This window comes from Sphingobacterium rhinopitheci (assembly GCF_022627575.1).
GTDB classification, from domain to species: Bacteria; Bacteroidota; Bacteroidia; order Sphingobacteriales; family Sphingobacteriaceae; genus Sphingobacterium; species Sphingobacterium rhinopitheci.
On the sequence record NZ_JADEYQ010000017.1, the window covers coordinates 17,574 to 42,566 of the forward strand.

Here is a 24,993-nt window from a genome sequence, read left to right on the forward strand (position 1 = left end):
AAAAGTAAATAATCATTATTTTTTATATTTGTGTGTGAACAATATAAATCAGAAAAAAGTAGCCTTACTAATCTTGGATGGATTAGGATATGGCCCCGAAAATAGCTCAAATGCAGTTTTAGCAGCTCATACGCCATTTATTGACAGTTTATTAGAAAAGTACCCTAATTCTAGGCTGGAAGCATCTGGCGAAGCCGTAGGTCTACCTGAAGGTCAAATGGGTAATTCTGAAGTAGGTCATATGAACTTGGGAGCAGGACGTGTCGTTTATCAGGAGTTAGGTAGAATCAACAAAGCAATCACGGACCGTGTATTTGAAACACATACAGTAATCCAAGATGCATTTGATTACGCAAAATCAAAAAATAAAAAAGTACATTTTATTGGTTTATTGTCTGATGGAGGTGTACATGCACACATCAATCACCTAAAAGCATTGTGTGATGCGGCCAAAGTAGCAGGATTAACAAATGAACAAGTATTTATACATGCCTTCTTAGATGGCCGTGACACAGATCCTAATGGAGGATTGGGTTATGTGCAGCAATTGGAAGGTCACTTGAAGCATTCTGTAGGTACTATTGCGACAGCTATAGGTAGATATTATGCGATGGATCGTGACAATAGATGGGAACGTGTCAAAGAAGCCTATGATCTACTGACACATGGCACAGGTACAGCATCTAATAACCTACAGGAATCTATCAAATCATCATATGAAAACAATATAACGGATGAATTTATAAAACCTATTGTGATGGTAGACGGCAACAACAGTCCTATTGCTACGATCCAAGAAGGTGATGTTGTTTTCTGTTACAATTACAGAACAGATAGAGGTCGTGAAATCTCTATCGCATTAACACAAAAGCCATTTCCAGAATACAATATGAATCCTTTGGATTTGTATTATGTGACCATGACTTCTTACGATGAGAGCTTCAAAAATGTAAAAGTAGTTTTCCAAAAAGATAACCTTACGAATACATTAGGTGAAGTATTAGCGGCGAATAACAAAACACAAGTACGAATCGCCGAAACGGAGAAATACCCACACGTAACATTTTTCTTCTCAGGAGGACGAGAGTCCGAATTTGAGGGTGAGAGAAGATTATTGATACCTTCACCAAAAGTAGCGACATACGATTTGCAACCAGAAATGAGTGCACAGAGTATCACAGATGCTATTGTAAATGATATCGAAACAAATGCGCCTGATTTCATTTGTTTAAATTTTGCCAACCCTGATATGGTGGGTCATACAGGTGTATTTGAAGCAGTAGTAAAAGCGGTAGAAACAGTAGATAGATGTGCACAGAAAGTAGTGGAAACAGGTTTAGCCAATGGTTATTCTTTTATTATCCTTGCGGACCATGGTAACTCCGAGTTTATGATCAACGCAGATGGCTCACCAAACACGGCACATACGACAAATTTGGTACCTTGCGTATTAATTGATAAAGATTACAAAAATATCAAAGACGGTAAATTAGGAGATATTGCACCTACGGTATTGAACTTATTAGGTGTGGAGATCCCTTTGGAAATGAATGCTGATGTATTGGTATACTAAAATAAAAAAACTAAATAGACTAGCTGTCCTATTTCCATTAGGACTAGCTAGTTTATTATCGAGCTGTGAATCCAAAGATTTAAAAAGTAGCGTGGACACTAATTCTACTTATTTTGATATTCCTTTGTATTTTGGAGAACAGATTTCAGCTCTACAAAAAAGAAATCCTTTAGTTTTAAAAACTGTATATACAAATCAAGTAAGTGAAGAAAAAGAGTTGAATATTGGGGATTGGAATATTGAATTATCCTCTTTCTTGACAGTAGACTTAAATAAGCCTGCTTATAAGGGATACATAATAAAAGATAGCATTGGTAATGTTGTAAATTATAAAATTACAGACGATAAAGCTGAAGTATCTAAAGTAACTATTACCTATGACAACAATATTCCAAGTCAAATTGAAATTGCAAAACAAATAAAAAATTTTTTGTATAGAACTGATGAAACACTGATTTATCAGCCCAATAAAATGTACAGTATCAAAAAGAGTCAAAAAGTGATAATCCTAGGCACCAACGATTACGAAATCAAAGGTGAAATAAAATAAAGCACTTACAAAACATAAAAAACCTCCAAGGGATCCCTTGGAGGTTTTTTACGTTTTGTACTACTAAATGCTACTTCGTATCTTCTGGAAGTAAGATAAATTTGAATAATTTATCTTCAACTAAATATTTGTTCGCTACTTCTTGAATAGATTCAACTGTAATTTTGTTCAATTCATCCAATCGGCGCAAGATAGCTGTAGGATCTTCTTGCAATTGGTAGGAACCGCTGATCTGTGACAACCAAAAATTATTCTCTTTCAATTGAAGCTCTAACTGACGACGTTGTTCAATTAAAAATTTGTCTAAGTCACCCTGTGTAGGGCCTTCTTTTTTGATCTTATTTACTTCATCTAAAGCTGACTTTATTAATGTAGGATACTTGTCAATACTAGTACCGAATGATATCTGTACATTGTAACGCGGTGAAGGATTTTTAGAATTTGATCCTCGTGCACCAACACCATATACTGCAGATTCATCTTCCCTTAATCTTTCTAACAATTTGATAGATAAAGCACTTTCTAACGCTTGAAAATTTAATTTCTCTTGCTCTGAATAATCAAAATCACCCGCATATAACAACGCTACTTGCGCTTTTGCTTCTTTACCTTTCTTGACCACTAGCTCCACCCCTTTAGCGGGTTCTTTAATACCTAGGTCTTTTGCTGTTTCATTACGGTTTAAAGCAGGTAAAGTCGCTATATATTGCTCTAAGTAAGGTTTTATTTCTTCTTCCGTAATCGACCCTACGATTGTAAATGTAAAATCTGAAGCATCCGCAAAGCGTTCTTTATAAATCGCTAATGCTCTATCCTGATCTACAGTTTTAATCTGTGCTGGCGACGGAGAATTTCTTCTGATATTATCGCCATAAAGTGTTCTACGGATGCCTTCTCCAAATACAAATGAAGGATCATCTTCTCTATTTTCCATAGATGACAATACCTTAGCTATGCTACTTTGAAAAATATCCGTATCAATCCTTGGCTCTGTAAAGTAGCCATAGATCATTTCAAAAGCCGTTTTTAAACCTTCTTTATCTGTATAACCAGAGATCCCTTCCGAACGCTCCGAAATATTAGGGGAGATATTCAAATTCTTTCCGGTAAGATATTTTCTTAATTCTGCAGCATTCAACTGGCCCAAACCTGAGCCATTGACTAATCCTGCAGCATTGGTTGCAGAAAAATAGTCAGCATCATTATATAAGGAAGTTCCACCAGGACTAAATGAAGTGATTAATATCTGATCATTTTTGAATGCTGTAGGTTTTAATATTACTTTGACACCATTACTTAAGATCAATTCTTTCGCTCCAATGGGCTCAAGAGCCTTAGAAGCAACTATTGCACCTTTACTAGAAGGTTGTTTTGCTAACAATGGCAAAGCTGATACTTGATCTTCATAAGCCGTAAGCTTTTCTTTATTGACCTCTGCCAACCAGCTATTAACCGTACTTTCTACCGGCATCATACCTTTATCTTTCTCTGGAGATATAATAATTATATCTCTATTATTATCGGTATAAAAACGATGCCCAACAGCTTCAACTTCTTTCAGGCTAATCGTAGGCAACAATTGTTTTGTAATCTGATATCTATCCTCATTACTCAACGTAGCATCACCCTCTAAGAAATGTGACAAATATTGCTCTACATAGCTATCAGACTTACGCTTGTCGCGCTCTACGTATTGTGTTTCGTTATTTTTAGCAAATGCTAATTGGGTACGCTTAAACTCCGTTTCTGTAAAACCATATTGCTCGAAGCGTTCCAATTCACGAACTACTGCTTTCGTAGCTGCTTCCAGTTGGCCAGGCTTCGCTACATAAGAAATAGATAGATTGTCGAGCCCACCAAATAAAGAGCTAATCGAAATACCTGCTTGCAAAAATGGTGACTCCGGCTTTTGTGCCAACTCACGCAAGCGGGAACCAATCATTTGATTAAAGAAACTTTTCATCAACAAGGTTCTATAATCGCCTACAGTCTTGACTTTTTCTTCGGGATGCTTAATTATAATTTGACCTACCGTAGAAGTCATCTCTGGGTCTGTAACCACTAAAAACTGATTCTTATTGGTCAAATCCACGCTATATTTCTTGCGCTCTACAGGTTTCTTTGGAACCTTAAGATCCGAAAAAAGACGCTTTACTTCATGCTCTATTTGAATAGGGTCAATATCCCCTACTATGATGATTGACTGCAGATCCGGACGATACCAACGTTGATGAAATGCACGGATTACGGCAGGGTCAAAATTAGTGATTATATCCTCCGTACCAATCGGAAGACGCTTGGAATACAAGGAACCATTCAATAATACTGGTAATGTTTTATCTTGAATACGTTGGCCTGCCCCTCTTCCACCACGCATCTCTTCTAGGACAATACCTCTTTCCTTATCAATTTCTTCTGTTGTCAATAAAGCATCTTGCGCCCAATCACGCATTACTTGAAGACCATTTTTCAATAATTCTGGATCATCCGAAGGAATAGGTAATTGATATACCGTTTGTTCAAAACCCGTATAAGCATTCAGGTCAGATCCAAAACGAACGCCTGCTTTCTGCAAATAATTTACTAAATCATTTTTTGGAAAATGCTTCAAACCATTGAAGTTCATATGCTCCAGAAAGTGTGCTAAACCTAGCTCTTCTTCTGTTTCTAAAATAGAACCTACTTTAACACCTAAAAACATAGTAACCCGTTTCGCAGGTTCTACATTTTTACGAATATAATAGGTAAAACCATTCTTCAATTTACCAACTTTCACCTCATTGTCAAAAGGCAATGGGTTGTTCCATTTTAAGGAGTCTGCAGCTAATATGACCTTAGCTTCGGGGTTTAAAATTGATGGCGTTGCGTCAACAGACACAAATGTAGCAGGCAATAAGAATGCTACAGCTAACGGTTTTAAAAATTTCATTAATGTTATAACAATTAGATTTCAAGTACAAATTAAATTATTAAAGGCCTTAAATATGCTATAGTATTAAATAAATTACAATGGTATTAGCCTTTCATTTATTCATAATATACCTATACAATACAGTAAAATCGCATATCAGGCTGTATATAAACTAAATAACACTGTCACAAGAGCGACACTATATAATTGATGGTTAAGATAAGCATATATAATTATATATTAGAAGTAAAATTGTCTTCCTTTTTTTAGATCATACAATCAAAGATAGCAGAAAGTCTTAGCTAGCTATTTGATGACCTTGCAGAATTAAAGATATTGTAATGCGATAAAAAAAGTAAAGACCTATTGGAAGAAATTTTAACAGGTATTATAAAATACATGAGCAGTATCTATTATATTAAAAATAAGCACACAAAAGGTGTAAAGCACAAGACAAAATATACCTTATGATGTCGCGACATATAAATACACTATAGTAGATTATTCCATTTATCCTTTGACACCATGGTTGTTTTTCTGTAGTATACTATGAAGATCACATGAGATTTATTGAAATGGACATTTTTCGGCTACAATACATAAAACCATTCTTTAATTTCATACTTTTACATCAGCACAAATGGTTATTCAATTTCCCATTTATGAGAATATATAGTTAGCTTTGTATATACTTCTTGCTCTCTAAAGATAAAAAACAGGCTATTATTTTGCACCATATTTATGCTAGCAACTGCATTTACTACTGTAAATGATGTTTAAATATCAGCCGTAAAAGCAGGTGCAAAATAGGTTTTTAACGTTCAATAAAAATAAGGTTAAAATACCTTTATATACAAAAAAGCATGGATTGGTCAGTTCTATTAAAAGATTATAAAAGATATTTAGAGTTTGAACGAAATCTCTCTAAGAATTCTATTCTAGCTTATCTGAATGATGTCCATAAAATTCATGTTTTTTGTGAAGATCATGATCTTCCATTAGAGGGGCTAACAGCACAGCACCTGCAAGATTTTCTAATTTGGATGAATAGTTTTTCTATCTCACCGTTTACACAAGCTCGTTTAATTTCTGCATTAAAAGCATTTTTCAATTTTTTGCAACTAGAATACAATGTAGGCCATAATCCGGCAGAACTAATTGAAACCCCACGTTTGACACGGAAAATTCCCGACACCTTGTCTGTCATAGAAATAGATAAATTAATAGAATCCATAGATTTATCTTCAACGGAAGGAATGCGAAATAAAGCTATTTTAGAAGTTTTATATGGATGTGGGCTGCGTGTATCCGAATTGATAAATTTAAAAATATCGAATCTATTCCTTGAAGTAGAATTTATAAAAGTAGAAGGAAAAGGCAACAAAGAGCGTCTTATACCGATAGGAAAACAAGCTATTAAATATTTGAAAATATACCTCAATGAAATTCGTCCCCAACAAGCTATAAAATCAGGTGCTGAGGATTTTGTATTTCTCAATCGACGAGGAGCCCCTTTATCGCGTGTGATGATATTTATTATCATCAAAGATTTAGCACATAAAACTGGTTTACAAAAATCAATAAGTCCACATACATTTAGACATAGTTTTGCCTCCCATTTAGTGGAAGGAGGAGCTGATCTACGTGCTATTCAAGATATGCTGGGGCATGAGAGCATTACGACAACAGAAATATATACCCATGTGGACAAAGATTATCTACAATCTATTATTACACAGTACCATCCACGCTCTTAACAAGGTAAATGCAACAAAGTGTATTTTAATTTGCAACATAACTGCATTTAACTTATCTTTGCACCGTTATGTTAAGGAAATTGTACACATATAACTATCTATGGCTTATTATCTACTTGTGGGTAATAGGTACACTTCCTTTTCACCAACATAATCACCTGCATGAAAAAATTGCTCTTGAACAAGGTGATCATCAACATAGCAGCGAGGACGAATGTGTTATTTGCCTAAATATACATGTTCCTTTTGCCATCGATCAGCTGCCAACAATTGATTATGCTGCTGTAGAAATAGAATATTATCGAATATATGATGATGATAGATCTATTTTTTGGTACAATACAAATATACTTTCTCCTACCAACAGAGGTCCCCCTATTTCAATTATTTCTTAGGTCAACTACTATTAAATACATTGAAATATAACAAATGAAGAAAATCATTATGATTCTTTTTTCGTGTGCTATGAGCATAATTGCTATGGCACAAGAAAAAGGCTGTCAATGGCGTGTTAAAGGTAAAGTTATGGAGGCTGAAAGTAATCAGTCTGTAGCTCACGCACAGATCAAAGTGGCGAATCAGCAAACCGTATTATCCAATCATCAAGGCGAATTTACAATTCATAATCTTTGTGATGGCACTATTAATCTATACCTATCACACATTGCTTTTAAGGGTCAGCACCATAGTTTCACGATCCAGAAGGATACTGTTATTACCATTTTTATGGATAAAAAATCTGTGGAATTAGAAGCGGTAGGTGTCCAATCTGTTGCGGTAAATAAAAATTCGCAAAGTGGCTATAGAATTAGTAATGAAAAAATAAAGTTAAGTCAAGGGAATAACCTTTCTGAAGTACTTGCTAATATAGACGGCGTAAGTATCTTGAAAACAGGAGGTAATATATCTAAACCAGTATTGAACGGGTTGTTTGGTAATAGATTAATATTATTGAATAATGGTGTTCGTCATGAAAGCCAGCAATGGGGTTCGGATCATGCACCAGAAATAGATCCTTTTGCTGGTCAAGATATTGTTGTCGTAAAAAATGCCGATGCCGTAAGATATGGGCCTGATGCTTTAGCAGGTATCATTCAAATAAACCCTACCGCTATCGACAAATCTAGGAAGGCCTTAAGTAATACTGCCTTAGTATTGAACGCTAATGGCAAAGGTGCTGTACTTAATACACAATTGGAAGGTAATATTGAAAATTTTGCTTACCGATTCGGTGTTACAGGCAAGAAATCAGGGAATCTAAAAACTGCCAATTATTACTTGGGTAATACCGGTACTGAAGAACTTAATCTAAATTTGCTGACAGAATACAAATGGAAAAAAAGTGACTTCCAATTCTCTTTAAGCCATTTCAGCACGACATTAGGGATCTTCGAAGGTGCTCATATAGGTTCAAAGGAAGATATATTGAGCCGTATAGCCCATGGCAGACCTTTTGAAACCTATGATTTCTCCTATGATATCAATGCCCCAAAACAGGAAGTAACGCATCAATTAGCAAAATTGCGTTACCAATATAAAATAAATGAGGATTCGAAGCTAGAAGCACAATATAGCTTCCAGCGCAATCATCGCAAAGAATTTGACTTAAGAAGAGTTTTAGAAGACAACGTGCCTATGGCCGATATCATTCTATCAACACAACAGCTCGAGTTGATATATAAGCGATTGAATACAATGGTGGGTATTTCGGGAACATTGCAGGTGAACAACAATACTCCAGGGACAGGCTCTACCCCATTCATCCCAAATTTTGACAATCATACATTAGGTGCTTTTGTAAGTCAAAAAATTCCGTTAGGAAAGAAATTAGTAGAATTGGGGATCCGCTATGATTACAAATATTTTGACGTCGCAGGCTACCGTTATGATTACAACAATCCTAATAATGATGGCTCCATCAATCAGTATTTGCTGAAAGATCAAAAGCATTTCAATAATATTTCGGGTATTGCAGGATTATCCTTTCCTATTAACAGCAATTTCTCATGGAAAACCAATATGGGTTTAGCTTGGCGCGCTCCTTCTGCAAATGAACTCTATAGTGATGGAATTCATCATGGTACAGGAACGTATGAAATTGGCAATAAAGCATTGAAGAGTGAAAAGGGGCTTAAATGGGTTAATTCATTACTATTTAATAATCAATCTATAAATGCTCATTTAGATATTTTCACGCAGGTGATAGCAGATTATATTTATAGTGAGCCAAACCCAGATTCTACGCGTCAGACTATACGTGGTACATTCCCTTTATTTGAATATACACAAGCCAATGCTTTATTCTATGGCCTAGATTATGGTATGGATATTAATTTGACGCAGGATTGGAAGTACGAACTTGGTGTAGCTATTGTACGTGCCAAAAATACCAGTACTGATGAATACTTGCCTTATATCCCTTCGGATAGCTATCGCCAAGCTATTCGCTACAGCTTGCCGATTCGTAAATTATCAGATTCATATGTCAAAATAGAGCAGGTATTTCAGGATAAGCAAAGACGTTATACGGAAGGAACCGATTTCACGGCTCCTCCGTCAGCATACACCTTATTTAATATGGCTGCAGGAACTTACATCAAAAGTAAAACGAATAGAATAACGGGTATTCACCTAACGGTAAATAACCTTTTTAATACAGAATACAAAGATTATATGGATCGTTTCCGCTATTATGCTCATGCACTTGGCAGAAATATTTCACTAAAAATTAATTATACATTTTAAAATTACATATCATGAACAAATACCTTTTCACTTTATTTATTGCTATTGCTACATTAACGTCGTGTTCAAAAAATGATCCTACGCCAGAAGTTGATCAGGAAGAGTTAGGAAGGGCTTCGCTGACCTTTACGCCTGTACAAAAAATTAATGACAACGGCAGTATTAGTTACGCTCCCATACAAGGTGAAGAAGCACAGAAATTAGAATTTTCTGGCAATCCATTATTGCCTCCTGTTGGTGCTCATATACACCTACATGTTGGTGAAACTTACAAAATGGAACTTATTACATTAGATTTCGCCAATAGACCGTCGCAACAGACTTTCATCCAACGCGCAGATACGCACCAAGCTTTCCTATTGAACGCTCCTGCCAACAGTATGGATTTTGTATATGCTGATGATCAAGTAGGTGTAACTGCTTATATCACTATATTAGCGGAAACGGATGCATTCGCACTACGCTATATCATGCGTCATCTCAATCCTGGTGTTAAAGCGAGAATAACTGCTGCAGATTGGAATAATAGCAACTATACGCAATTTACAGGAGCTAATGATTTGGATTTAAAATTTGAAGCACACTTCACTGAAGAAGGACACGGTCACTAATAACGCCTCGAAATCTATATTTTAAATAAAAAAGTACTACGCAAGTAAAAAATAAGTGTAAAATATGCAAATAAGTTATATTTTTGCCAAACAGCCTGCGTAGTTCAATGGATAGAATATCAGATTCCGGTTCTGACGATATGGGTTCGACCCCCGTCGCGGGCGCTATTAGCTAAAATAAAAATACCTGTATCTATACAAATTAGATACAGGTATTCTTATTTTAATCTCGTTATCTTTGAAAAAAAATGATATGGCAGACATCAACATTGGTGATGAGGTATTAATTACCGTAAAACGTAATAAAGTAATTGGAAAGGTACTGAAAATCGAAGGTACAGATGTTACCTGTTCTTTTTTTATGCCGCGTTCCAAAGGGATGTCCATTACAAAATTTCCAATAGCAGCGGTTTCAAAAGCTGATAACAAAAAATCATCCCTTTAATACAAATAAAGGTTCAAACGAATTGTTGTTTGAACCTTTATTTGATATTTATTGTTAAGCGTTAATGATGACTTTCATTGCTTTTTCTTTAGAAGCATTTAAAAATACCTCGTAAGCTTTTTCTACTTCCTCTAGTTTAAAATGATGTGTAACAAGCTTTTTTAGAGGCAATTTGTTTGATGCTACAGCTTTTAGTAACATTGGCGTGGTATTGGTGTTCACTAATCCGGTCGTAATAGTTAGATTTTTAATCCACAAATCTTGAATTTCAAAATCCACCTTTTGCCCATGCACACCTACATTAGCAATATGTCCACCAGGCTTCACTATTTGCTGACATATATTCCATGTTTGTGGTATCCCTACAGCTTCAATAGCGACATCTACTCCCTCAGATCCTACGATCTTCGCTAATTCTTCTTTGACGTTTGCGGCAGAATTTATCGTATGTGTAGCCCCAAGTTGCCTAGCCATTTCTAATCTATTATCATCTAGATCTATGACCACAATAATAGAAGGAGAATAAAACTGTGCCGTCAGCAACACAGACATACCGACAGGCCCTGCTCCAACGATGGCTATTGCATCTCCAGGTTTTACATTGCCATACTGCACACCAATCTCATGTCCTGTTGGTAGAATATCACTAATCATTACGGCGACATCATCTTCTATTGTAGAAGGTATCTTGTAGAGGCTATTATCAGCGTATGGGATACGAACGTATTCAGCCTGTGTTCCATCGATCATATGTCCTAGAATCCAGCCACCATCTTTACAATGGGCATACAATTGCTTTTTACAATATTCACAAGAGCCACAAGAAGTAATACAAGAAATAATAACCTTGTCACCAACCTTAAATTGGGATACACTTGCTCCTATCTCATCTACAATTCCTACGCCTTCATGACCCAATATTGTACCTTCTTTCATGTAAAGGTTCTTTCCTTTATAAATACCAAGATCAGTACCACAAATTGTAGTTTTCACAATTTTGATAATAGCATCTGTAGGCTTTAAAACCTGAGGTTTTGGTTTATCTTCTAATCCAATTTTGTGATCTCCACGATATACTAATGCTTTCATAATTTTTAAAATTTATAATGTTATCTATAAAACGTAAAATATTATCCTTTGTTTTATTTATAGAAATATAAGGACAATAAGATGTCTAAAAAATTACAGCAATCACATTTTTAACTGATTATAAAAACTATAGGTTACTAACTAAACTAAGTTATAATTTCTGGTTTATCCCTATTCATTTCTACCAATATACAGTCTATACATAGTAATTTAGCCACAATAACTTTGGAGTGAAATATTAGGTAACAATAAATAATTTTAAAAAGTGCGCGCTAAGCTTTTAGAGAATAAGTTTAAATTTCTTATATTGTTAGATTAAATCTAAAATTTCTAATTGCATAGCATGTGGGCATTCACGATTAAGAACAAAATTACTGCGGCTTTATTATTATTCACCGTTCTCTGTTTAGTTATGCTTACTAATCTACAAGAGCAGCGTATGGTGACACATATAAATAAAGCGGTTACATCCCTCTATGAAGATAGGATTGTCGTCGGCAATTATATATTACAATTATCTAATCATACAGACGCTATACTTACCTTGTTGCATGAATCTAGCTCTAACAGCACTATCAAAGCAATAGATATACAATTGGATCAAATTGATCGCCTTAATCAACTCTACGATAAAACTATTCTTACCGAAACGGAACAGCGTAATTTCTCCGCATTTAAAGTTTTGTGTCTAGATATTAAAACATATAATAATGCTAATAATATCACAAAAGCGTTAGAATCTGCTAAAAAAGCTGATCATATATTAGATACATTATCGTCAATACAAGTGGAAGAAGGGAAAAGTAAATTAGATGAAGTACTAAGTATGACGAATACGAGTAATATATTATCTTATATAGAGATCGTTATTTTGATTATAATATCCATTCTCATACAGATATTAGTACTATCATCGAAAGCGGTCATCACAAAGAAAGAACAAACTTCCAATCACCGTTTGAATTAATAACTGCTAAAGCCATTGGAAATCTATATCCGTATCAAACGTTTTATCCTTTTAAGTATAGCAATTATCACTATACTTATAAATCCTTGTGTTATAAAAAAACACTTACTTTCCTTGGCGGAAATAAATAGTACGTATAAGCTCCACCTGATAAGTAATAAATATAATAAGTGCCAAACAACACAAGTTACATGCATCACACAAAATAGTGTTAAACAATATGAAAATAAGATAAATCATAATAGAATACTATTTAGTAATAACGTATTAAAAGGTAAAACTCGATACCTAAGCAATTGCCCGAATCAAATTCATAATAATTCCCCTCCAAAATATATACTCTATCAGTCACTAAAAATTCATAGTTATAAATATCTCAACGACATTACATTAATTAATTAACAATTTTATTTATAGCATGAATCAAAAATTATTTTATTGGTCAGGGCAATTTACTTTAGCCCTGCGCCTTATCATTGGATGGACGTATTTTTCCGCTTTTTGGAGAAGATTAATATTAGACAACAAACTCATACAAGATGAGGTCGGTTATATTGGTGAAAAATTTAACCATTTTTTACCCCATGCATTATTTATAAAGCCCATTATCGAATACCTGGTCAGCAACCCTGAATTATTATGGTACAATATGGTTATTTTTACTATAGTTGAGGCTATAGTAGGTTTCTGTTTATTATTGGGCATCTGGACTCGTTTCATGAGTATTGGTGTCATATTCTTAGCTACGGGCATTCTATTAGGTGCAGGATGGCTTGGCACTACTTGTTTAGATGAGTGGCAAATAGGGATTTTAGGTATCGGTGGTGGTATAGCTATACTATTCACAGGAGGTGGTAAATATGCTTTCGATTATTGGTTTACTAAAAAAAATATACTTATACCATTCGATAAATTACTAATACCAACCTCCAGCAGATACATCCTAATGATAAGTTTATTTGCGCTAGGAATAGCATTATATACAAATCAAGTATTCCATGGTGGTGTAATCGGCACACTTCATAATAAATCAGTAAAACCAAAGTTGGAGTTAAAGGCAACCTTCAACGATACAAACAAAATAGGTTTGGATATTTATAGAACGGAAGGAGCAGATGTTTATGGCTCATTTCTCATAAAAATTCTATTTAAATCCCATAATGGGGAAATAATTCAAAGCTTAGATCAGCAAGATTTAGCTAATTTTAACCCACAACACATAAAGAATTATTATGTAACTAAAGTAAAAGCAGACAAACACAGTATGCTTATTCCGTTGGGTGCCAAAGCAACATTAACACTTTCTGTACCTAAAGAAATAAAAAACCACATAAATGAAATAGTACTAATCGACATAAGTGGAGCTGAATGGTCTACTAAAATCATATAACGATAAAAGGGGAAAATTAAGTTTTCCCCTTTTATCGTTATATATTATACTAATCTGCAATAATCTTATTGAAATAATAATTAATGGACTACTTTCTTACCTTTTTTAATCCAGTCTATCATACTACCACTGTAATTTAGGATATTTTGAAAACCTTGTTTCATTAAAAAAGAACTAGCAATCGTAGCACGGTCACCGGATTGACATTGTATGATTATTGTTTTATCTTTCGTAATATCGGGAAGTGCTTTGGCCATTCTGCCCACAAAATAGTGTTGAGCACCATCAATATGTCCAGCTTTAAATTCTTTGATATTGCGAACATCCAACAACACAACATTTTCTTGATCTTTCAGTATATCTACTGCATCAGCATCGATAATCGTCGTTTGCGTTAGATCATGTCCTTCAGTAGTAGCAATAAAACCTGCTATATTATCTAAACCAATACGCATCAACTTACGCGTAACTAACTCTTGCTGACCTTGATCGATAACAAAAACCAAAGGCTTATCATAAGGTAGCATCCACCCCGCCCAATTGGCGAAGCTATTATTATTCTGTATATTAATGGCCCCCTCAATATGGCCATTTGCAAAATCAACTTTAGATCTTGTATCTACAATTATTGTATCTGACGATAAGGACTTGAGGTCAATAATCGGGTAATCTGGCACAGAAACCAATAATGGGCGATCCTCCTTATTCAATTTCTTCATCATAGCAAAATAATGAGGTGCTTCGGGTTGATCACTCAAAAGCTCTTTTTTAAATCCCTCAAAGTCATCCCCAAATTGCAAAGCCCAATTGCGTATTTTCTCATAGCCAACCGTAGAGCTAGGAACAGCGCCTAATGCTTTACCACATGCAGAACCAGCACCATGCCCCGGCCATATTTGCACATAATCAGGTAGTGCTTTGAACTTAGCCAAGCTATGAAACAATTGCGCTGCACCTACGGAAGAAGACCCCACAACACCCGCGGCCTCTTCCAATAAATCTGGTCTACCAACATCACCTACAAATACAAAATCCCCAGTAAACAACATAACAGGCTCTTTTGCTGCGGGTTGATCTACTAACAGTAAAGATATACTTTCGGGTGTATGTCCTGGAGTATGCAATACAGTGAACAATAAATTACCTACAGTTATTACATCACCATCCTTTAGACCTATATGTGGAAATTCATATTGCCAATCTACTCCACCTTCATCAGAAAGATACAATCTTGCAGCTGTTGCTGTTGCTAATTCGCGTGATCCTGATAAAAAATCTGCATGAATATGTGTTTCAACAACATGCGTAATATTCAAATTATTAGCTACCGCAATAGCTAAATAAGTATCAATATCACGTTTGGGATCAATTACTATAGCTTCTTGCGTCGCCTGACAGCCTACCAAATAACTAGCTTGCGCTAATGTCTTATCATAAATTTGTTCAAAAAACATATTACTTCTTTAAATCTATTTAACAAACAACTCTTGAATCAGTATAAAAATACTCAATACGAAAACAACAATACCAAAACCCCTTTTCAAAACGGAATTATCAATTCGGTTACTTAACCTAAAGCCTATAAATAGACCTATTATGGAAAGTAAAATATAGCTTATAATCAATTTCCAATCAAATTGATTTAAACGATCTATATCTCCAATAATACCAATCAAAGAATTTATAGTAATCAAAACTAGTGATGTACTAACCGCTCTTTTGATGGTTAATCCAAAGCTATTAATCAACACAGGAATAATTAAGAATCCACCACCTGCTCCAACAACACCGGTTACCGTCCCAACCATAATACCCTGAATAACAATATAAAACACATTACCTTTATCGATATTTGGAAAAATATCTATCCTTTTGCCTTGTATCATCGAAACAGCAGAATACAACATAATGATAGCAAATATCACCATCAAGACATTTTCTTGATGAATAGCATATCCCCAAATCAAGAATTCATCAGGCACTAAGGGTAATATATATGATCTTACTAGAAATACCGTAAGCATGGAAGGCAAACCAAAATATATTACTTTATTAAAATCTATCGTCTTATGTTGCAAAGCACTTACAGCACCTACTAGAGAGGTCGTTCCGATAATCAACAAAGAATAAGTTGTCGCCAAAACAGGGTTAATACCCAATACATACACGAGAATAGGAACCGTCATTATAGAACCTCCACTCCCAATCATACCTAGTGTTATACCTACGAAAATAGCTAACAACAGACCTACGACATACATATTAATGAGGCAATTTGGAACGTACAACACCGTAAATATAAGTACCTATAAGGGCTCCAATAATAACAATACCTATTGAAAACAATCCTGTACCCAACAATACAAATAAAGGACCAGGACAAGCACCCACTAGCGCCCAACCAAGGCCAAAGAAAATACCACCGATCAGATAACGAGGTACTGTTTTATCTTTGGGTTTCAGTTCAAGATCCCCCCCTTCAATAGTCTTCGTACCGAACCTTTTGAACAACTGAATACCTATCACTCCCACTACAAGAGCCGAACCAATAAACCCGTACATATGGAAAGATTGAAACTTGAACATTTCATAAATTCTAAACCACGATGCTGCCTCTGCCTTATACATTACAATACCAAATAGCACACCCAACAGTATAAATATTACTCTTTTCATCATTAAAAAATTAAAGGAAACAAAACAAAAACCATAATCAATCCTCCTATAAAAAAGCCTATTACAGCAATTAATGAAGGCCATTGTAGATTGCTCAATCCAGAAATAGCATGTCCCGAAGTACATCCGCCAGCATAGCGTGTTCCAAATCCTATAAATAAACCACCTACTAGAAGGAGAACGATATTCTTAACAGAATATACATCAAAAAGTTCTACTGGAGAATAGGCTTTGCCAGCACTTTCAAATCCTAATGCCTGAAGCTCTATAATCGTAGTTTCACTAATTGGTGGTATTTGGTCAACAGACAAATAATGTGAAGCTACATAACCACCTATTATAGAGCCGACTAAAAAAAGTAAATTCCACCACTGGGATTTCCAATCAAAACGAAAAAATTCACAGCTTTTGCCGGCACCCAATGCAGCGCATATATTTCTAAAATTGGACGAAAACCCAAATGATCGACCCAACCAGATCAAAGCTAGCATAATCAGTGCTATAAGAGGACCTCCTACATACCAAGGCCATGTACCATATATTATTTCCATATTTTATTAACTATTAATAAGACAAAAGTACTGACATTAAAAATGGTATTTGGTCACAAATGTTACATAATCAAAAAATAGAAGCAGCGTAAACAAATCGTTACATCGTGATATTACAATGTATCGATGTTATAATCAGCAGACTCTTGTTTTGGCGATATATTTATTATTTACTGAGCTAATATTGTCCTATATAATTTATACTATACTAAATTTTGTTTGCTGCGAATACATCGTTATATTGCAATGTTATATAATTAATAAAAATGGGTCTTACACGAGCAGAAATATTTTCAGAAGAACAAAACAAATTGGCTGCTATGTTTAAATTATTAGCACACCCCGCACGCATCGCTATATTGCAATATATTGCGGTTAATAAAACAGGCATATGCAATGATCTTATTGACGAACTGGGCTTAGCTCAAGCCACGGTATCACAACATCTAAAGGAATTAAAAACCTTTGGTATATTAAAAGGAAAGATTGAGGGTAAATCAGTTATTTATAGTATCGACCCAGATATGTGGATTACGGTAAGAGGCAATTTTGCTATATTTTTTGCACAAGAGATCTAATTTGAACATAAAAAAAGGCTGATTTTTTATTAATCAGCCTTTAATTTATATTATTTTTCAAAATCCTTTAATGTACTGGTGATAATACCAACACATGCTAACAATTGTTCTTTGTTCATTACTAAAGGTGGTGCAAAGCGAATAATATTGCCATGAGTTGGCTTTGCCAACAAGCCATTATCACGCAAGCGCAAACATATATTCCAGGCGGTATCGCTATCTTCTGTATCATTGATCAATATAGCATTGAGTAAGCCTTTACCACGAACCATGGAACAGATCGTCGAATTACTTATATATTTATTTAATTCATCACGAAATAAATCGCCTAATTCTTGAGCATTATCGGCCAGTTTCTCATCCAGTACGATGTCCAAAGCTGCAATCCCAACCGCTGCCGCAATAGGATTACCACCAAATGTAGAACCATGTTGCCCCGGTTTGATAACCGACATGATAGCATCATTGGCAAGGACAGCAGATATAGGATACATACCGCCAGATAGCGCCTTTCCTAATATCAGTATATCAGGTTGCACATTTTCATGCTGTACGGCAAGCATCTTACCTGTACGCGCAATCCCCGTTTGTACTTCATCGGCTATAAACAAAACATTATTACTTTCACATAGTGCTTTCGCTTTTGCTAAGTAACCTGCTTCAGGCACATACACTCCAGCTTCCCCCTGAATAGGCTCCACTAGAAAACCTGCTACATTTTCATTCTTTAAAACAGCTTCTAAAGCGATCAAATCATTGTATGGTATACGTACAAACCCATCTGTATAAGGGCCATAATGCCTACGCGCATCTTCATCATTGGAAAAGGAAATAATAGTAGTTGTACGTCCATGAAAATTGTTCTCACAAACAACAATTATAGCTTTATTCTCCTGGATACCTTTTACTTCGTACGCCCATTTTCGTGTCAGCTTCAAGGCTGTTTCTACGGCTTCAGCACCTGAATTCATCGGTAAAACTTTATCGAATCCAAATAATGCTGTAATTTTCTTTTCAAAAGAACCCAACTTATCATTATAAAAAGCACGTGATGTCAATGCTAAAGTACCGGCTTGTTTTGCAATCGCTTCCACAAGCTTGGGATGACAATGCCCTTGATTTACAGCAGAATAAGCGGATAGAAAATCATAATATTTCTTCCCTTCTACATCCCATACATATACCCCCTCACCTTTGGCCAAGACCACAGGTAGCGGATGATAATTATGAGCTCCGTATTTATCTTCTAATGCAATAGCATCTGCTGAGCTTAATATTGATTTTGACATGGATTTATATTTTATTTTTCAAAAACGATTAGATTTTGAATGATCTACTTATTCAAGGCCCTAATCTACAAAAAATTAACTATAAAGAAAAGCTGTAGCTTATAAAAACCAATCATAAGCAATTCCCGCAAATAGCGTAAAAATAATGATGTTTAGAATCCAAAAACTATAAAAAATAAGATTTTATAGAGATAAATCATTATTTTTAAGTTATAAACACATCAACTAAATATGATAACCAAAAAAATATCCCTATTAATTATTAGTGCTAGTTATCTGTTTGTATCCAGTTGTTCTTCTAGCAATACAACTCCCAATACACTCACAGAGGCAGAAAAATCAGAAGGTTGGGAACTGCTATTTAATGGTCAAGACCTTAATAACTGGCACTTATACAACAATCCTTCTTTTAAGGGTGCTTGGTACGTACAGGATGGTGCTATAAAAGCTAATCCTGATGAACCAGGTAAGCGTGCTGACCTAGTGAGTAATAATGATTACGAGAACTATGAATTGCAATTTGAATGGAAATTGGCAAAAGAAGGTAATAGTGGTGTATTTATCAATGTCTTTGAGCATGACACCTTAGCGACAGCATGGATGTCAGGTCCAGAATATCAACTATTAGAGGATTCACACCCTGATTTTGATAAACCATTAAAAAAGGCAGGTACATTGTATGCATTTACGCCCCAAAAGAATTTAGCCAACACAAAGTTAGTAGGCGAATGGAATCGGTCACGAATCCTGCAAGAGAATGGTGTTATTAAGTTTTATTTGAATGGTATACTAACGGCTGAAATGGACTTCAAAACGCCTCAATGGAAAGAAGCCATTACCCGTTCATCCTTCAAAGATAAGCCTGAATTTGGGCTACGTACCAAAGGTAAAATCGCACTTCAGGACTGGGCCAATGGGGTTTCTTTCCGCAATATAAAAATAAGAGAGATTTAAAATATGTATACTAAGCATTCATGATGATGCACATATCTAGATTATGAATGCTTTTTCTTGAAATTAGGTTCCCATATAACACGAGTCATAAAGTCCATCTTAAATGTTTCCGAATAAATAGGCACTCCCGTTACTAATCCTATTGCCAATTGATGCGAAACAGCTACTTTGACCTGCGGTCTAAGTACATAATTTACCTTACCTTGATATAGTTCTATATTATTCTCTAGTCCGATAAAATGGCTCGTATTGGGTACCATATAGTGGATATTACCATTTATGGACCATGTTGTTTCAGTACGTTGAGCTAATCGATCTTGGCTGATATATGGAGATACGTACAATAAAGTACTAAAGGCATTGAAATTTTTGGCAACTACAAAGAATGGCGCATAGACCATACCTTTATAGGCGTTATTGTGATTAACTTGAGCCCATTCAAACTCATGCATATAACCTACAGCCATAGACAATTGACGTTTCTCATTGACCAACAACGTATATTGTCCGCCAAATTTTATGCCTTCTACATTTTCCGTACTATGCGCTACTGCATTTCTAGAAAAATTGACAGGGATTTCTATTTCTAAGCCCAATCGGTTGATAGGAGCAAATTCATACTCTATAAATGCATTGCGATCTTTACCCCGTTTGAGATCAGTCATACCGTATCCGACATTAAATTCGGCCTCCCCTTTACGGGCTCCCAAGTCACGCATCAAGTCTAAATACAAAGGTTCGGCATGTTTTACTTTAGCGGGTTCTTGTGCAAAGACTGCGGTGCTTATAGCAATCTGTAGAAAAGTAATGATTGCTAAGGGAGAATATATGTTTTTCATGTTGAAATATTATTTTCAACAAAATTCAGGCTCAAATTGGGAAAGAAGCGGGAACACTTGGGCTTGAAAGGATATTTTTTTATTTTTCTTTAACTTTTTTCCTTGGAAGAATTCTTTTGATATAGCTATAAGAGATGATTACGATTATTGCTATCAAGCAAAATATAAATAAGCCTCTGAAGATCTCCGTATTAGCGAGCAACAGTGCTTGTTTTACGATCTTTTCCTTTATAATAGCTCCGGAAAGGTGGTTGGCATCATTGATCAAATATGGAGCGCCATATTTTTCAAATACATTGCTCCACTCCTGTTGATATACTTGCTGTGTAAGTTGTAGATTTTGCGTTAGCAATAATTCATACTTCGCACTAAACATCCATACGAGATTCTGCATCAAAGAGAACCCTATTGTCGTCGTCCAAAAACGTATCGCTGTCCCCGTCTGCGATACATTGGTCGTTAAGCCCATATGTACCGACCCCAACATATAGAACACTAAAGGTGCAAATATCACCCCTTGGCCTACGCCTTCTAAAAACAAAGGTTTACCAATAGATTCTACCGTTGTATCGGGCAAGAATAAGCAGCTGAACCAATACATGCTGACACATATAAAGATAAAGCCTATGATAAATATTCGCTTGAAGGAGACTTCTCTCGTAAAGAGCAAATAAGCGATTATAGAACCCAAAAAGGTACCAGCGACATTTATATATTGTATCTCTAAGATATATTCCCATGGCCATTTCCAAACGAGCCCCATCACTTGGTACACATTGCTAAGGGAGGAACGCATAAGATAGAACACAAAAAACAAAATAACGCCGAGTACGACGCGTTCTGATTTGAATACTTCAAAATGATATAGGGGGCGTTTACTTGTTTTTTGATGAAATATAAAAAGAGCAGCAAAAAAAAGACAGGATATCAATGCCAGCACTATTAACTGGGAGTCAAACCAATTGAGGCGTTTGCCATATATGAAAAAGAATGCACCCGATAATAATGAAAACATCAGCAAAATAATCCCGCCGATATGGAGTTGATATAAGGGCTTCTTCGGAAACATCCGATTTGAATTCAAAACCAGCAAGTAGATGAGTAAAGCTATACAATGGAAACCTATGACAACACAAAACATGACCTCATGCGTGTAATGTTCTATCGCAAATTTCACTATCGATGTAGAGAATTTATCACTCGTCATCATCATAAAGTACAATATAATATAGCCCATAAATTTGGCATGAGTACTACGGATATTGGACATGATAACAGGCAATAGGATCACCCCTTCAAATAGCGCTAATGGCCCTTGAATAAATCTCAGCACCAATATCAGCTGTCTATTGGTCGTCATCGTCATGGCGACAAGGACTATAATATTCAAAATGGTAGCCAACAGGCAATAGGACCTTACATTGAAAGCCTCCCACAAACGCGTGTATATAAATAAGCCTCCGATAATGGTGGCGTATGCTATAGCAAACAAAAACTGTAAGTCGTCAGGCTCTATATCCAAAAATGAAGCCGTAAACGTAGCATTCATACTAAACAGTGACAAGAGCATCAAATGTGGAAATAGAGCGAGCACCAATAGAGGCACAACCAGTCTATGTGGCACCCATTTATTAATTATACTTGTTGCTGCAGACATATTAGCCTATTTTTTGTGCCGAAACGACAACATTCATACCCGTTCTTAGTTTGTCCATGTCTTTGGTTTCCTTTAGAATAATCTTAACAGGAAAACGTTGCTCAATTTTAACAAAGTTACCTGTAGCATTATCTGGCTTTAACAACGAAAACTCCGAACCCGCTGCTGGTGAAAGGGATTCTATACGTCCCAAGAACAGGATGTCTGGATATGCATCAACACTAATCTCCACATCTTTGTTATAATCAATTTCTCCTAGCTGTGTTTCCTTAAAGTTGGCTACAATCCATTTTTCTTTTGACACCACTTGTACCAAGGCTTGCCCTTCTTTGATCAACTGTCCTACTTGGATATTCTTGACGCCTACCCATCCATCATAAGGTGCTACAACATAGGTATAGGAAAGATTCAACTTCGCATTGTCTACCACTGCAGATTGTTGAGATACTTGACTCTTTACTGGGGCTACTTTGGTTTGCTCTGCTGTAGTATTGATTTTAGCGGCACTGAGTTGGCGTTCTAATGCTTTCAAATGTGCTTGTGCTTGTTTGTATTTTGCTTCTACCCCTTCAAATTGTTGTACAGTAGCCGCGTCTTGTTCCACCAAGTTTTTGAAACGTTGGTACTCTTGTTCCGTACGCCATACTTCGATATTGGCGGCATCTATATTTGCTTCTATGATGGTCACATCAGTAGCTTTAGCATTGACCGTAGTCTCATACGTAGATACTGAATGTGCTGTACTTTGCATGTGAGCTTCAGCCATATTAAGTTGGTTTTTAAACTCACGGTTGTCGATCACTACTAAGGTATCTCCTTTATGCACAAACTGATTCTCATTGTAACGCACCTCATCGATAAATCCAGATACCTTGCTAGATACCGGTGTTATATATTGTCTTACCTGAGCATTGTTGGTACTCACATGGGAGGATGAAAATAAATAGAACCAACCCGTCACACCCAAGGCTATTGCTACAAAAACCCAAGCTATAATACTAAGTACTCGATTCGTGGTTTTCTCTCCTTTTGATAATTGTTTCGCTGTCATTCTTATATATTTCCTAAAATGTATTGTAATTGATAATATTTTAATTGCCTATTGATCTGCAAAGAAATCAGATTTGACTCTGCCTCTAACCATGCATTGTCCGCATCGATAAGCTCGGTGATCAAACTCAATTGATTGCTGTATTTTACTTTTACAATTCTGTAGTTTTCCTTTGCTTGACCGATTGCTTCTTCAGCGATCTTAATTTTTTTATTTACCTCGTCCAATTTGCGTTGTGCTGCAAAGACATCATGCCTGATAAGCTCTTCTCTTTCTTCGACTTCTATCTTGGCTTGGCTAATCTGTTTGTTTACCATTTTCATCTTCACTTTATTCTTGTAAAAATTACTTAACGGCATTTTTAGATTTACACCGACAGCGCCAAAGCGGTATAAATAAGGCTCTGGTGGGAAGAACATAAAATTGGGATAGTTGTAACCATACTCACCTCCACCCGAAATCTGTGGTAGCACATTGGAACGCACAATCTTTTTGTCTAACTCTTTCAGTTCAATTTCCTTTTTATTAATATGTAGCACTTCGCTCTTCTGGTAAGCTTCTTCAACGAGATCATTGAGCTCAGCTGTATAGGAGTCTGCTGACAATAGTTCTTTTGTACTAATCGTAAAACTGGCCTCCTCGGGTAGCGCCAGTATTGTCTTTATCTGGTGCTCCAATATAGCGTAGTCTTTTTCTAATTCAGAATATGCCATCTGATGATTGGAGAGTTGTAATTTGGTACGCAAGACATCATTGTAGGTGACGGCACCATTTAGCTTCAATTTCTCCGTTTGTCTAATCACCAAAGTATCTTCATGCATCTTCTCACTTATCAGTGCTTGTTGCTCTTGTATATGTAAAGCATTTAGATATGCTGTGATAATTTCTAGCTTTACATCACGTTCTTCTTTCTTAACACGCAAATCCGCAATTTCTGTTTCTACTTCTGCTTTTTCTTCCTCTGCTTTCAATTTGCCACCTGTATATATAGGTATACTCGCTTCCAGAGTAAAGTTGTATTTGATTCGCGGCACCTCATATGATGTAGAAGGATTGGTAACCCCACTTTGATACTGATTGATATTACTCAATACACTGAAACTCGTAAGAAATTCGATATCAGGTAATTTCTCATTCTTAAGATCTTTTTCGCGGAGCTTGGAAACATCCGCGTTTATGTTCTTAATTTTCAATTTTTTGTTATGCTGCAAAGCCAATCCGATAGCCTCTTCCAATTTCACATTTTTATAGATTAGGACATCTTGCGCAAAGGCCTGTTGTGCAGAAATTAATAGAAATACCAATAATTGACAAACATGTTTGTTCGCTATCATTTATAAAAAATTTATTATTTGTATAG

At 35.7% G+C, this 24,993-nt stretch carries 22 protein-coding genes and 1 tRNA gene; 12 read left to right on the plus strand and 11 right to left on the minus strand.

The genetic code is table 11. The features are described from left to right. Positions 1-43: 43 nt before the first annotated feature. Positions 44-1,573, plus strand: coding sequence for a 2,3-bisphosphoglycerate-independent phosphoglycerate mutase (gene gpmI / locus IP023_RS13085; protein ID WP_241790877.1), 1,530 nt, complete (start codon positions 44-46; stop codon positions 1,571-1,573). Next, positions 1,557-2,123, plus strand: a complete 567-nt coding sequence (locus IP023_RS13090; protein WP_241790842.1) for a hypothetical protein — start codon at positions 1,557-1,559, stop codon at positions 2,121-2,123. Before gpmI ends, IP023_RS13090 begins: the two co-directional genes overlap by 17 nt. Positions 2,124-2,193: 70 nt before the next feature. Here the strand turns inward: IP023_RS13090 and IP023_RS13095 are convergent, their stop codons facing one another. Next, positions 2,194-5,052, minus strand: coding sequence for a M16 family metallopeptidase (locus IP023_RS13095; protein WP_241790843.1), 2,859 nt, complete (start codon positions 5,050-5,052; stop codon positions 2,194-2,196). 845 nt (positions 5,053-5,897) lie between these two features. On the opposite strand from IP023_RS13095, the gene xerD reads away from it, so the two are divergent. From xerD to IP023_RS13125, 6 genes are all read left to right on the plus strand, one after another. Next, a complete protein-coding gene (gene xerD / locus IP023_RS13100) occupies positions 5,898-6,791 on the plus strand; it encodes a site-specific tyrosine recombinase XerD (RefSeq protein WP_241790844.1) in 894 nt (297 codons plus the stop codon). 68 nt (positions 6,792-6,859) lie between these two features. Then, positions 6,860-7,186: a hypothetical protein gene (locus IP023_RS13105; RefSeq protein WP_241790845.1), complete on the plus strand. Its 327-nt coding sequence runs from the start codon at positions 6,860-6,862 to the stop codon at positions 7,184-7,186. A gap of 70 nt (positions 7,187-7,256) precedes the next feature. Next, positions 7,257-9,536 (plus strand): TonB-dependent receptor, encoded by a 2,280-nt coding sequence (locus IP023_RS13110; protein WP_241790846.1) that lies wholly within the window; start codon positions 7,257-7,259, stop codon positions 9,534-9,536. 11 nt (positions 9,537-9,547) lie between these two features. Beyond that, positions 9,548-10,147, plus strand: a complete 600-nt coding sequence (locus IP023_RS13115; RefSeq protein WP_241790847.1) for a hypothetical protein — start codon at positions 9,548-9,550, stop codon at positions 10,145-10,147. A 93-nt stretch (positions 10,148-10,240) separates the two neighbouring features. Then, positions 10,241-10,312, plus strand: a tRNA-Arg gene (locus IP023_RS13120). 88 nt (positions 10,313-10,400) lie between these two features. Continuing rightward, positions 10,401-10,592, plus strand: a complete 192-nt coding sequence (locus tag IP023_RS13125) for a hypothetical protein (protein WP_241790848.1) — start codon at positions 10,401-10,403, stop codon at positions 10,590-10,592. 54 nt (positions 10,593-10,646) lie between these two features. Here the strand turns inward: IP023_RS13125 and IP023_RS13130 are convergent, their stop codons facing one another. Then, positions 10,647-11,681 (minus strand): zinc-dependent alcohol dehydrogenase family protein, encoded by a 1,035-nt coding sequence (locus IP023_RS13130; protein WP_241790849.1) that lies wholly within the window; start codon positions 11,679-11,681, stop codon positions 10,647-10,649. 343 nt (positions 11,682-12,024) lie between these two features. Between IP023_RS13130 and IP023_RS13135 the strand changes: the two genes are divergently transcribed. Further along, positions 12,025-12,648 (plus strand): MCP four helix bundle domain-containing protein, encoded by a 624-nt coding sequence (locus IP023_RS13135; RefSeq protein WP_262914418.1) that lies wholly within the window; start codon positions 12,025-12,027, stop codon positions 12,646-12,648. Between the two features lie 418 nt (positions 12,649-13,066). Then, complete coding sequence (locus IP023_RS13140; protein ID WP_241790851.1) at positions 13,067-14,038, plus strand: TQO small subunit DoxD; 972 nt, start codon at positions 13,067-13,069, stop codon at positions 14,036-14,038. A gap of 80 nt (positions 14,039-14,118) precedes the next feature. Here IP023_RS13140 and IP023_RS13145 read toward each other — a convergent pair whose 3' ends face one another. Genes IP023_RS13145 through IP023_RS13160 form a run of 4 tightly spaced genes read right to left on the minus strand, consistent with a single transcriptional unit; the run spans position 14,119 to position 17,265 of the window. After that, positions 14,119-15,492: an MBL fold metallo-hydrolase gene (locus tag IP023_RS13145; RefSeq protein WP_241790852.1), complete on the minus strand. Its 1,374-nt coding sequence runs from the start codon at positions 15,490-15,492 to the stop codon at positions 14,119-14,121. A gap of 15 nt (positions 15,493-15,507) precedes the next feature. Further along, a complete protein-coding gene (locus IP023_RS13150) occupies positions 15,508-16,299 on the minus strand; it encodes a sulfite exporter TauE/SafE family protein (RefSeq protein WP_241790853.1) in 792 nt (263 codons plus the stop codon). A 1-nt stretch (position 16,300) separates the two neighbouring features. Beyond that, positions 16,301-16,717 (minus strand): DUF6691 family protein, encoded by a 417-nt coding sequence (locus tag IP023_RS13155; protein WP_241790854.1) that lies wholly within the window; start codon positions 16,715-16,717, stop codon positions 16,301-16,303. After that, positions 16,717-17,265 carry a YeeE/YedE family protein gene (locus tag IP023_RS13160; RefSeq protein WP_241790855.1) on the minus strand — a complete coding sequence of 183 codons (549 nt, stop codon included), beginning with the start codon at positions 17,263-17,265 and terminating at the stop codon, positions 16,717-16,719. Before IP023_RS13160 ends, IP023_RS13155 begins: the two co-directional genes overlap by 1 nt. A 266-nt stretch (positions 17,266-17,531) precedes the next feature. Here IP023_RS13160 and IP023_RS13165 point away from each other — a divergent pair, with 266 nt between their 5' ends. Continuing rightward, positions 17,532-17,843 carry an ArsR/SmtB family transcription factor gene (locus tag IP023_RS13165; protein ID WP_241790856.1) on the plus strand — a complete coding sequence of 104 codons (312 nt, stop codon included), beginning with the start codon at positions 17,532-17,534 and terminating at the stop codon, positions 17,841-17,843. 50 nt (positions 17,844-17,893) lie between these two features. On the opposite strand, the gene rocD is transcribed toward IP023_RS13165, so the two are convergent. After that, complete coding sequence (rocD, locus tag IP023_RS13170) at positions 17,894-19,132, minus strand: ornithine--oxo-acid transaminase (RefSeq protein WP_241790857.1); 1,239 nt, start codon at positions 19,130-19,132, stop codon at positions 17,894-17,896. A gap of 231 nt (positions 19,133-19,363) precedes the next feature. On the opposite strand from rocD, the gene IP023_RS13175 reads away from it, so the two are divergent. Continuing rightward, positions 19,364-20,086: a 3-keto-disaccharide hydrolase gene (locus IP023_RS13175; protein ID WP_241790858.1), complete on the plus strand. Its 723-nt coding sequence runs from the start codon at positions 19,364-19,366 to the stop codon at positions 20,084-20,086. A gap of 41 nt (positions 20,087-20,127) precedes the next feature. Here IP023_RS13175 and IP023_RS13180 read toward each other — a convergent pair whose 3' ends face one another. The 4 genes from IP023_RS13180 to IP023_RS13195 all read right to left on the minus strand — a co-directional run bounded on the left by IP023_RS13180 (position 20,128) and on the right by IP023_RS13195 (position 24,967). After that, on the minus strand, positions 20,128-20,925 hold the full coding sequence (locus tag IP023_RS13180) for an HAEPLYID family protein (protein WP_241790859.1): 798 nt from the start codon (positions 20,923-20,925) through the stop codon (positions 20,128-20,130). Between the two features lie 79 nt (positions 20,926-21,004). After that, on the minus strand, positions 21,005-22,582 hold the full coding sequence (locus IP023_RS13185) for an efflux MFS transporter permease (protein ID WP_241790860.1): 1,578 nt from the start codon (positions 22,580-22,582) through the stop codon (positions 21,005-21,007). A 1-nt stretch (position 22,583) separates the two neighbouring features. Next, positions 22,584-23,633, minus strand: coding sequence for an HlyD family secretion protein (locus IP023_RS13190; protein ID WP_241790861.1), 1,050 nt, complete (start codon positions 23,631-23,633; stop codon positions 22,584-22,586). Between the two features lie 2 nt (positions 23,634-23,635). Further along, a complete protein-coding gene (locus IP023_RS13195) occupies positions 23,636-24,967 on the minus strand; it encodes a TolC family protein (protein ID WP_241790862.1) in 1,332 nt (443 codons plus the stop codon). Positions 24,968-24,993: the final 26 nt, after the last annotated feature.

Bases quoted from the DNA above. Each gene is read 5' to 3' on its own strand.
- IP023_RS13090 (WP_241790842.1), top strand. From the start codon at position 1,557: ATGTATTGGTATACTAAAATAAAAAAACTAAATAGACTAGCTGTCCTA.
- IP023_RS13095 (WP_241790843.1), bottom strand. From the start codon at position 5,052: ATGAAATTTTTAAAACCGTTAGCTGTAGCATTCTTATTGCCTGCTACA.
- xerD (WP_241790844.1), top strand. From the start codon at position 5,898: ATGGATTGGTCAGTTCTATTAAAAGATTATAAAAGATATTTAGAGTTT.
- IP023_RS13105 (WP_241790845.1), top strand. From the start codon at position 6,860: ATGTTAAGGAAATTGTACACATATAACTATCTATGGCTTATTATCTAC.
- IP023_RS13110 (WP_241790846.1), top strand. From the start codon at position 7,257: ATGAGCATAATTGCTATGGCACAAGAAAAAGGCTGTCAATGGCGTGTT.
- IP023_RS13115 (WP_241790847.1), top strand. From the start codon at position 9,548: ATGAACAAATACCTTTTCACTTTATTTATTGCTATTGCTACATTAACG.
- IP023_RS13125 (WP_241790848.1), top strand. From the start codon at position 10,401: ATGGCAGACATCAACATTGGTGATGAGGTATTAATTACCGTAAAACGT.
- IP023_RS13130 (WP_241790849.1), bottom strand. From the start codon at position 11,681: ATGAAAGCATTAGTATATCGTGGAGATCACAAAATTGGATTAGAAGAT.
- IP023_RS13135 (WP_262914418.1), top strand. From the start codon at position 12,025: ATGTGGGCATTCACGATTAAGAACAAAATTACTGCGGCTTTATTATTA.
- IP023_RS13140 (WP_241790851.1), top strand. From the start codon at position 13,067: ATGAATCAAAAATTATTTTATTGGTCAGGGCAATTTACTTTAGCCCTG.
- IP023_RS13145 (WP_241790852.1), bottom strand. From the start codon at position 15,492: ATGTTTTTTGAACAAATTTATGATAAGACATTAGCGCAAGCTAGTTAT.
- IP023_RS13150 (WP_241790853.1), bottom strand. From the start codon at position 16,299: ATGTATGTCGTAGGTCTGTTGTTAGCTATTTTCGTAGGTATAACACTA.
- IP023_RS13155 (WP_241790854.1), bottom strand. From the start codon at position 16,717: ATGATGAAAAGAGTAATATTTATACTGTTGGGTGTGCTATTTGGTATT.
- IP023_RS13160 (WP_241790855.1), bottom strand. From the start codon at position 17,265: ATGGAAATAATATATGGTACATGGCCTTGGTATGTAGGAGGTCCTCTT.
- IP023_RS13165 (WP_241790856.1), top strand. From the start codon at position 17,532: ATGGGTCTTACACGAGCAGAAATATTTTCAGAAGAACAAAACAAATTG.
- rocD (WP_241790857.1), bottom strand. From the start codon at position 19,132: ATGTCAAAATCAATATTAAGCTCAGCAGATGCTATTGCATTAGAAGAT.
- IP023_RS13175 (WP_241790858.1), top strand. From the start codon at position 19,364: ATGATAACCAAAAAAATATCCCTATTAATTATTAGTGCTAGTTATCTG.
- IP023_RS13180 (WP_241790859.1), bottom strand. From the start codon at position 20,925: ATGAAAAACATATATTCTCCCTTAGCAATCATTACTTTTCTACAGATT.
- IP023_RS13185 (WP_241790860.1), bottom strand. From the start codon at position 22,582: ATGTCTGCAGCAACAAGTATAATTAATAAATGGGTGCCACATAGACTG.
- IP023_RS13190 (WP_241790861.1), bottom strand. From the start codon at position 23,633: ATGACAGCGAAACAATTATCAAAAGGAGAGAAAACCACGAATCGAGTA.
- IP023_RS13195 (WP_241790862.1), bottom strand. From the start codon at position 24,967: ATGATAGCGAACAAACATGTTTGTCAATTATTGGTATTTCTATTAATT.